General features: G+C 51.7%; 8 protein-coding genes. All 8 read right to left on the bottom strand.

Translation table 11 applies throughout. The features are described from left to right. Positions 1-300: 300 nt before the first annotated feature. Positions 301-954, bottom strand: a complete 654-nt coding sequence (locus ACFQ2O_RS05070) for an HAD family hydrolase (RefSeq protein ID WP_089320870.1) — start codon at positions 952-954, stop codon at positions 301-303. Positions 955-965: 11 nt separating this feature from the next. Next, a complete protein-coding gene (locus tag ACFQ2O_RS05065) occupies positions 966-1517 on the bottom strand; it encodes a hypothetical protein (RefSeq protein WP_106219174.1) in 552 nt (183 codons plus the stop codon). 31 nt (positions 1518-1548) lie between these two features. Next, on the bottom strand, positions 1549-2358 hold the full coding sequence (locus tag ACFQ2O_RS05060; protein WP_089320868.1) for a metallophosphoesterase family protein: 810 nt from the start codon (positions 2356-2358) through the stop codon (positions 1549-1551). A gap of 173 nt (positions 2359-2531) precedes the next feature. Continuing rightward, positions 2532-3497: a phosphatase PAP2 family protein gene (locus ACFQ2O_RS05055; RefSeq protein WP_377523369.1), complete on the bottom strand. Its 966-nt coding sequence runs from the start codon at positions 3495-3497 to the stop codon at positions 2532-2534. After that, positions 3484-4104: a sterol desaturase family protein gene (locus ACFQ2O_RS05050; protein WP_089320866.1), complete on the bottom strand. Its 621-nt coding sequence runs from the start codon at positions 4102-4104 to the stop codon at positions 3484-3486. The genes ACFQ2O_RS05055 and ACFQ2O_RS05050 overlap by 14 nt, the downstream gene beginning before the upstream one ends. 6 nt (positions 4105-4110) lie before the next feature. Beyond that, positions 4111-4677 (bottom strand): DUF4833 domain-containing protein, encoded by a 567-nt coding sequence (locus ACFQ2O_RS05045; protein ID WP_089320865.1) that lies wholly within the window; start codon positions 4675-4677, stop codon positions 4111-4113. A 14-nt stretch (positions 4678-4691) separates the two neighbouring features. After that, the gene (locus tag ACFQ2O_RS05040; RefSeq protein WP_377523362.1) at positions 4692-5411 is read right to left on the bottom strand and encodes a CDP-alcohol phosphatidyltransferase family protein; all 720 of its coding nucleotides are present in this window, start codon (positions 5409-5411) and stop codon (positions 4692-4694) included. A gap of 18 nt (positions 5412-5429) precedes the next feature. Continuing rightward, positions 5430-7997, bottom strand: a complete 2568-nt coding sequence (locus ACFQ2O_RS05035) for a DUF5686 and carboxypeptidase-like regulatory domain-containing protein (RefSeq protein WP_377523359.1) — start codon at positions 7995-7997, stop codon at positions 5430-5432. Between the last annotated feature and the right edge of the window lie 14 nt (positions 7998-8011).

The following is an 8011-nucleotide window of genomic DNA, read 5'->3' as shown; positions in this document are numbered from 1 at the left end:
CATAAGGATAATTATAAGACAATTTATATATAGGGATGTTATTCATAAATAATTTACCGTATGTTAGATAAGAGGGATGAGGTTGGAAATAGCAGACTTGTGAAGTTTCCCCCTAGCAATTGCTTTTCCTGATTATCGTTCCTTTTCCACATGAGAGACAGACTTAGCACTGTTTCCAGTAAGGATAGATGACTTGAATTATCAAAATTTAATTTAAAACCTCTAAGCTTTATGACTGCCAGATGCTTGGCTACTCTCTGTATTCGTGTTGTTTAATTAGCGCTTACATTAGTACAGTCCTTAATCTAGCAAGGTCTTCTCTGCTATTTTGTCAACCCTGACCCATTTCATGCCTGCGGCTTCGGCGGCTTTTACACCAGGGTCTCCGTCTTCGAAAACAAGACAAGCTTCTGGACTGACGCCCAGCTTTTCGGCAGCCAACAGAAACGGATCGGGATAAGGCTTTCCATTAAGTGTTTCACCGGCACAAACCAGCACTTCCACCAAGCTGTCCACCCGCAGCACCTGCAGCGTTTTCTCTATCATCTTCCTGGATCCTCCGGACACCACACCTATCTTTATTTTCCCGGCGTGTGCAATTAGGTGGTCCACCACAAACTGCACAGGCTTTGTCTGCTCAATAAACTCCTCGTAGAACAGCTCCGACTTTAGCCGCTCAAATTCTATAGGATCAAAGTTACTGCCGTACCTGGCATTTATCTGCTCCACCACCGCAGGGATGGGCAGCCCGGCAAACTCATCTACAATGGCAGGGTCGAGCACCACGCCACTGCCGGCGGCTATTTTGACATAGGTGTCTTTATGCGCCTGCATGTTATCTGCCAGCGTGCCATCGCAGTCGTACAGAAAGGCTTTATACTTTCCGGTGCTGCGCTGCAGCAGCGCTTGCATGGCCCGCTCATACTCTAAGGGTTCACTTTTACCTATGCTCATGTGTCAGTTTTTTACAAAGATACTTTTACACCCAAAGCCAGGTGGAAAATTTTGCCCGGTCCTAAATAGCCGGGGTTTTGAAGGTACGAAATAAGGTATTTGCCTATGGTGCCCACTTCATAGTACAGCCCCAGCCTCTCCAGGCCCTCTACCCTTGCCAGGTCCAGCTCGCCTCCCATAAAGTAGTACAGGTGCAAGGCCGTGGAGAAGCCATAGTAGCCCTTGGGGTACTGGTCGCGGGGCTCAATACCGAAGTAGTCGTCACCGAACGTATAGCCAAGTTGCAGGCCGGTTCTGAAGGGCTGCCAGTCGAGCATCGCCAGCGGAATGTCCTGAAACGGAATATACGTCGCTTTCAAGGCTGCCGTAAGGATCTGCTCACCGCCAACACTTGCAGGGAGATAGCCCAAAAAGAGATCTGTTTCCAGCTTCTCCTGCAAATGCTCCCTGCCAAAGCCAACAGCAACCAAACCGATGTCGCCGGCAAACTGTGTTTTGAGGTAGTAGGGCGAGCGCTCCACCTCTTGACCGTGAACCTTGCCCGGCACCTGTAGCAGTAGCACGGTTGCTAGTAGTATAAAAGCCGCTCTCACCTTAGTAATGCATCCGTTGAATTTTGAACCCATCTGACCAGATTTTAATGTAGGAGAAACCCCTGTTGTTCATAGAGGTCGTGATTTGATAAGTGATGTTGCCTTCTTCCGGTTGATAGAACTCCCAGTTGTGCTCATGGCCGTGGAGGCTCAACTGCACGCGCCCGCTTTGCTCGAGTGCCTGCTGGAGCGGAAGACGCAATTTGCCGTCATAGTCACTGCCGAACGGTGACATGTGCGAGAAGATGACCGCCTGCTCCCAGGTATCCTCAGGTGTGGGTGTAAGTTGCTGTTGCAGCCAGCCAACATCGGGTACTTTGCCGTTAAAGCGGTACTCGCGGCCATTTGTATCGATGAAGATGAACTTTACCTTTCCGTACACAAAAGCATAGTTCAGGTCGCCGTACATCTGCTGGTAAACGTCCCTGCCGTTAGACATCATGTCGTGGTTTCCGATCACGGTCAGGTAAGGCACAGGGAGCCTTTTCAAAATGTCATGCACCCACCTGAACTCTTTGGCGAGCCCAAAGTCGGAAATATCCCCCTGGTGCACCACAAAGTCAACCCCCTCCATCGCGCTGGCCGCCTTTACAAAGTCTTCCGCATCATCATAAAAGCGTTGCGTATCCCCCATCACAATAAGCCGGAGGGTATCGCCGGGCGTCTGCTGCTGAATGCGGCTGATGTTCCGCTTGGTCAGGTTCTTTTCGCTTTCCCGCAGACGTATTTGGTTCGGGTGGTACTCAAACAAGTCCTCACAGGCAGTCAGGAGCAACACAGGAAACAGGAGAAGTATATGAATCTTTCTCATGAGTTAAAGTATTTTGGTGAAACAGAAAACCAGAACGACCAGACCATAAAAGGATTATAGTCGAAATCTGGAGAGACAAACGCACCCGCTCAGAAAGAGGGCCAGGCGGTACAGAAAGTACCATTACTCTTGCGTTTAAGATGAAGTTTGTGAAGCTGCCTTAGCTCCCCCTGCTATCGCACAGCCGCGACCAGCCTTTCTACTGCCCGGCTTAGGGCCGTATCCTGATTGATCAGCCAGTTGAAAAGCAGGATACCTGTGGTGGCGCAGGTAATGCCTGCCAATACATCCAGCACATAGTGGTGCGAAGTATAAACGGCCGCAAACCAGATACCTACTGTAACAATCCCAAAGACAACCTTCGCAGCTATACTTAAGTTGTTTCTCAGGGCATAGTAAAGCACGATCAGCGGATAGGCCGAGTGCAGGGACGGCATGGCCGCGAACACGTTGGAGCCTTTCGCATAGAGGGCGTTAAAAATGGTAATACCGAAAAAACCGTCGAACCGGGATAAACCTGCTGTATTGCCAGGGGTTTTGGCGATAAAATCAAACCCGTGCAGCTGTACGTACCAAGGAGGGGCCGCCGGGTAAAGGTAATACACGACAAAGCCCAGTAGGTTTACCAGCAAAAAGGTCAGCAGAAAATAAATAAACTGCCTCCTGTTTCTGAAAAACCAGAAGAAGGCAAAGCCAATCGGCACCGGAATCCAGGTCAGGTAAAAGGCCCCGCTCATCACATCCAGGAACGGGTGGCTGTGCTGCAGCCAGAATTCATTTGGCGTAAGTATAGCCCCGCCGCTCTCCACACCAAACCATGCTTTCTCCGCCATGTACAGGCTCTCGATGTGCACCGGGTTAAACCAGTAGTTCGGGAAAGCCTTCATGTAATCATATAGGATCCAGAACACGATAAAAATGGAGAAACCCGTAATAAACTTCCGCGTGATGGGCGTAAGGAAGTACAGCAGGTTTACGAGCCCCACCAACACCAGCTGGTCCGTTTTGAAACCAACCAGCAGGTAAGACAACAGCAGGTACCCAACGGATAGCGCCGCCAGCACCAACACAGCCTTTCGGGTAATGCCTTTCTTCTCCCCTGCCGCCGTAGCCGTTACACTCATATTACTTTTTGTCAAAATCGGATCTAAAAATTTTGTCCCACAACGAGGAGCTTACCCCGTAGCCTTTGCTTGGATCGGCGTAGTGGTGCAGCATGTGGTGCTTCTTCAGTTTCTTCCAGAAGGAGCCTTTAAAGTTAAAGTGGTGCAGGGCGTAGTGGAAGATGTCGTAAAACAGATAGCCCGTCAGGAAGGCGGCAAAAAACGCGTACAGCGGACCTCCAGACAGCACAAGCGAGAACAACAGGTACAGGATAGTGGCCATCGGAATGCTGGCGGAAGGCGGCATCACCAGCCTCTTCGCATCGTTCGGGTAGTCGTGGTGCACACCGTGGAAGATAAAGTGCAGGCGCAAAGCCCACTTCGCCTTCGGCACAAAATGGAATACAAAACGATGCAGCACGTACTCCGTCAGCGTCCAGATAAACAGGCCCAGCGCGGCGTAGCCCAGAAAACCCAGCAGGCTCAGTTGCGCCACAAACAGGGCCTGCCAGCTCAGGAAAAGTATAACGGGTATATAAATGTACAGCGGAACCGTGTAATGTACTTTGGACAGAGCCTCCATCCAGTCATACTTAAACATCCTTACCGACCCCTGCGAATTCGATACAAACTGCTTTTTCATAAAAGATTACGGTTTAAAACGTCCTGCCAAGGCTTTACCGGTTACGGCGTCCCTGCCTTTCAGCTCTACATACAGCACATTGGGCACCCAGAATGTACCGCCTTCTATGCGGACAAACACACGGTCCAGAATAGCCTCTTTCTGGTTGATGGTGGTGTACACATTGTACTTGCTATCCGGACCTTTGCGCAGGCGTAGCACAAGCTTGGAGTAGCAAACGAACCGGAGCTCGTAAGAATCTGTACCCGTTTTCTTGGTGTTGAGGCCGTAGGCAAATTTGCGTTGGATATAGTTCAGCTCCTTTTGCGCACCGTCTTCAGCATACCTGATCCAGAATGGGTGGATCGGGTCTTTTTCGTCGAGAGAGCCCTGCGCCGTCTTGTTCAGCTCATAAACTACGGTGTTGCTGTTCGGGTCACGCTGCACGAAAAACTTCATGTCCTTCACGTTCTTCGGTACAGGCAGCGTATCAGGGGCAGCCGCTGGCTTCCCCCCCGGCAGCATACCGGCCTGTGCACTCCCCAGGCTGGTGTAAAGTAGTGCTACAAGCACTATAAAAAATATGCGTCTCACGTTCTGCTTTATACTTATGCGGTTTTCATCTCCTTCTGCTGCATCGCCTTCTTCGCATCCATCAGCCTGTTAACGGCAGTGATGTTTGTCAGTACGGCCATCACGGTGATCGGCAGGGTAAACACTGACATGGTTTCGAACACATGGAACGGAATGCCCTCCACGTATACTTTATAGTCAGCACCCACAAAGGAGTAGGTGATACCGCAAGCAATAGCCGACAGCCCAATCAGCACGACCCTCTCCGGGCGCTGCATCAGGCCGCCCTTGCACTCCACTCCCAGGCCTTCGGCCCGTGCCCTGGTATAGCTCACCATCATGGAGCCGATCAGAGCAATAAAGGCAAAAAGGGAACTCAACAGGTAATGGTGGGCAATCAGGTAATAGCAGATGCCCATGAACATAATCATCTCGCTGTAGCGGTCGAGCACCGAGTCGTACATGGCCCCGAAGGTGGAGCCCATGTTTCCCAGCCGGGCCACCTGCCCGTCCAGCATGTCGAACAGGCCCGCAAACAGCACCAGCCCCCCGGCCCAGCCCACGTACTCGAGCTCGCCGCGGTTGCTCACTTCGCCGCCCACTATAAAAATAGCAGCCACCCCGATGTTCAGGATCAGGCCAGTGGTAGTTACCGCGTTAGGGGTAAAGCCTACCTTTATCAGTAACCGCACCATGGGGTTTATGACCTTGTATATACCCTGCTGCAGGGCATCACGAAGCGCATTTTTGTCCATACTTAACCTGCTATGAATTTAAAAATCAAACTTAAATCTTCCTCTAATACCAATGTCAGAAACGTTCGGGTGGTCCAGATAAGACAGGCGTTTCACCAGGTCTACCCTAAAGAAGTTAAAGATATTGCCGATGCCGACGCTGGCTTCCATATAAGGCTTGTTCTCCAGCGTGTACGTCGCCTGCCGCCCGTCGTCAAACGTCGGGAAACGCAGCAGGTCCGGGTCGCCCTGCGGCATGTTTTCGCTGCGAACCTTGCCGTACAGCGCCTTAAAGGTAACAAACTCCCGTAGCTTCGTTTTCTTGAGCAGCGGTATTTTGTTAAAGATAAAGCCGTTGAAGGTATGGTCGATGTGCACGCTCGCGTACTGGTCGCTGACAAACTCCAGGAAGTTCATCAGGTTGTAGGACTGCAACTGGTACGAATAGGTCTGGTTGGCGCGGTGAATCATCAGCAGCGGAAAAGGTACCTGCCCGAAAGTATAACCGCCTTCGGTTACCACATCGGAATAGCCCAGCTGCGACATGTAAAAGCGCTTGTACACGTTCAGGGCAACTTTCTGATACTCATACTCGCTATCGAACAGGTCTTTTATACCGGCCGCTGCCCGTAAGGTAAACACCGGGTAGCGGTTGGCAACCGGCGTGCGATACAGCTTACCCTGGAAGAACTGCTCGTTTGGTGCCCAACGCAGCTCAAGCGACGCCTCCGACGTTACCAGGTTTTGCACATCCAGCGGCTCCATTTCGCCCGACGCTGTTTCCACATTGCGCACGTACTGCAGCGATCCTGCTGTTGCCTGCCGCCAGTTCTTGAAGCCAATCCTGTAGGAGAAGTGGTTCTCGAACTCGTGCAGGTAGTTAAGACTATAGGTCTCGTTGTAGAGCCATTTGTCGTTTTCGCCCCGCTTAAAGGAAAGCAGGAAGTTATCCTCCTGCACAAACTGCAGCTCCTGGCCGGGGATGTTGGTGTCTTTCTGGTAGCTTGCGCTGATAGACCGCACCGGAAACTCATAGATAGACCTGTCGGTGAGCGAATAGCTGCCGCCCAGGTAGTACTTCCACTTCTCATCTTTAAACCCGTAGGCGGCATAGGTCTCCAGCATGTACTTCTTGCTGAATGTGGTGGTGGTGCGGCCGCCAAAGCGCAGGCGGAACCCCTCTACCGGGTTAAAGCTGTAGAACGTGTTCAGAGGGCCAATCTCGATGTTCGGCCCCAGGCGCTTGTAGCCGGCAATCAGGGCAGTGGCCCAATCCATGGTCCGCTGAAACGACTTCATGTTCACCAGGCTGTCGATGTTGGTATAGGTTTTGGCCTCCACGGCTGTAAGGGAATCGTGGCGGCTGGCCTGCCAGAAGCTCTCGTCTTTGGCAATGGCACTCTCCACGCGCACCACGGCTTCGCCTTCGTACAGGGAAGCAGGCTGTGGCTCGTTCACCTTAAAGTCTTTGTATGATACAACACGCTCACCGTACATACCGGCATCGCTGTTCTGCGTAAGCCCGAAGTCGGTTTTGATCACGCTCTTGCTCAGATGGTAGCGCCCGTCCGGGTTCTTCTCGAAATCAAGGTTGATCTTCAGGTCGCGCACCCAGTTGATGCTCACGCTCTTTGCCACCTCCATCTCCACGCTCTGCACGGCATAGGTGCCGTCAATCGTCACAAGCAGCTTGCCCGTAAACATAAAGGCGGCAGGGTTGCGCGGCTCGAACCGAAGCTCTGCCAGCTTTCTGCCACTCTCCGTCGTGACGGTGTCTGTGAGGTAAAACTTATAGAAAGTAGGGGCCATATCGGCGATAGGGCTCAGGAACTGGTTCGTCAGGATCGTGATGTTGTTGTCGTAGATGTCGATATCCTGGTACATGTGCTGCATGTAAGAGGTAAAGCCCTTGTTGTCGATAAACTCACCGAAATCAACTTTCTTCTCGGCCTTCACAATCGTTTTTCTGGTCTCCGGGGCCTTGCGGTAATAATGCTCCGCCAGCTGCTCCTGCACAAAAAACGGCAACAGCGCCTTGCCCTCCAGCACGGTGGTGTCGAGGTTGCTGGTAATGAAGTCATACTTGCGCAGGAAGATGTTTCTTTTCAGCTTCTCCGGCGTGTTCACCAGTGACATCTGCGTTTTTTCGTACTCCTCGTACTGCACATAGTCGTAGTGCTCCGGCCGGTTCTGCTCCTTGTGGTCCACGATCTCCCGGATCAGGTCCACGGCCGGATTGTTCTTGTTGCTGTACTTCACCTTACGCTTCTTGCCAACCACGACCACCTCACTCAGCTGCTTGGCGCCGGTTTTAAGCTTCACGTCCAGCGTTTGCTCCTGCCCGGGCGACACACCCAGTGTTACGGTCTCGTATCCTAAATAAGAAAATTGTACCTTGTTTATACTTTGATTTGTTCTGATCAGGTAGTTGCCTTCAAAGTCGGTGCTGGTACCGATGCTGGTGCCCGGCACAAAAACCGACACCCCGATAAGCGCCTCATTCGAAACAGCATCCCTTACAGTGCCTTTTACAGTTGTAACGGCACCCTGTGCCATTACGGCGGTCGCATTTACACCTGAAACCACCAGTAACAGCGATAAAAGCAACCCGTTTATATATA

It is taken from the genome of Pontibacter rugosus, from assembly GCF_042678745.1.
Classification (GTDB): domain Bacteria; phylum Bacteroidota; class Bacteroidia; order Cytophagales; family Hymenobacteraceae; genus Pontibacter; species Pontibacter rugosus.
Note: the sequence above shows the minus strand (reverse complement) of the source record. Positions and strands in the feature narration are given on the sequence as shown.

Bases quoted from the DNA above. Each gene is read 5' to 3' on its own strand.
- ACFQ2O_RS05070 (WP_089320870.1), bottom strand. From the start codon at position 954: ATGAGCATAGGTAAAAGTGAACCCTTAGAGTATGAGCGGGCCATGCAA.
- ACFQ2O_RS05060 (WP_089320868.1), bottom strand. From the start codon at position 2,358: ATGAGAAAGATTCATATACTTCTCCTGTTTCCTGTGTTGCTCCTGACT.
- ACFQ2O_RS05050 (WP_089320866.1), bottom strand. From the start codon at position 4,104: ATGAAAAAGCAGTTTGTATCGAATTCGCAGGGGTCGGTAAGGATGTTT.
- ACFQ2O_RS05040 (WP_377523362.1), bottom strand. From the start codon at position 5,411: ATGGACAAAAATGCGCTTCGTGATGCCCTGCAGCAGGGTATATACAAG.